Raw genomic sequence first — 831 nt, 5'->3', positions numbered from 1 at the left:
GGCGTTATGTGTTCGAGTAAACAATCGAGAAAGAATGAAACTTATAGTTATAGATACTACCATCGATGATAAACACAATTTTTACCTTGTAGAAGATAATTCAAGTTTAATTGATTGGCATGCTAATACATTTGGACACTTTTATAAGATTTTTTCGAAACCTGAAGAGATTTCAAACTTAATAGATAGCATTGACTTTGATGATAATTGGTTCGAAGTAGAAGCAAAAGCCATCATTGAAAAAAATAAATCTGTCGTAGTTATGTCTTGTTCAATAGAGGAAGATCACTTTGCTCATGCTATAGACTGTAAAGCTCCTGATGAAGCACCAAGTGAATTTGAGTTTATAATAGATGACTGCAGCCTGCTAAGTGGAGCAAACGTTTGTAAAAGAGATGTATATGAGCTTAACAAGGTTATAGAGTCTTTTTCCTTACGTAGTTCTGAGAAAAGTATAAGTAAAGAAGTTTTTGGGATTGAGCTATACGATTTCCTGATACGACAGAATGTTCTAAAAAATAGCAATGGGAAGTTTGGTCGCCCAAATATCAATGACAACCCACATAAAGAAGCACTGATTTCTCAATATTTATTCAGAGATCACTTTGAAAAGTCAAATCTAGGAGTTATGGATTATTGGAATAGCTTACACCCAGAAGATAGGAAGTACTGTAGAATGATCATTGGCAGTTTAAATATTGTTAGAGATGAGTTTCGTAGCGAAATTAATGATATAGAGAAACAGGTGAATTCTGACATTCCATTTTAAGTAATACACACATAACAAGCCCATCCATGCGACCGCCTACGGCGGCGCATGATGGGGGCGTT

The 831-nt window shown here is 35.0% G+C and carries 1 protein-coding gene; it reads left to right on the top strand.

The annotated features are described in order from the left end of the window. Positions 1 to 769: hypothetical protein (locus QMA35_RS21910; protein ID WP_281649254.1), on the top strand; the 769-nt coding region annotated here is incomplete at its 5' end. Positions 770 to 831: the final 62 nt, after the last annotated feature.

This window comes from Parendozoicomonas sp. Alg238-R29 (genome assembly GCF_947331445.1).
Classification (GTDB): domain Bacteria; phylum Pseudomonadota; class Gammaproteobacteria; order Pseudomonadales; family Endozoicomonadaceae; genus Sansalvadorimonas.
This window is presented reverse-complemented; position numbering and strand designations above follow the sequence as displayed.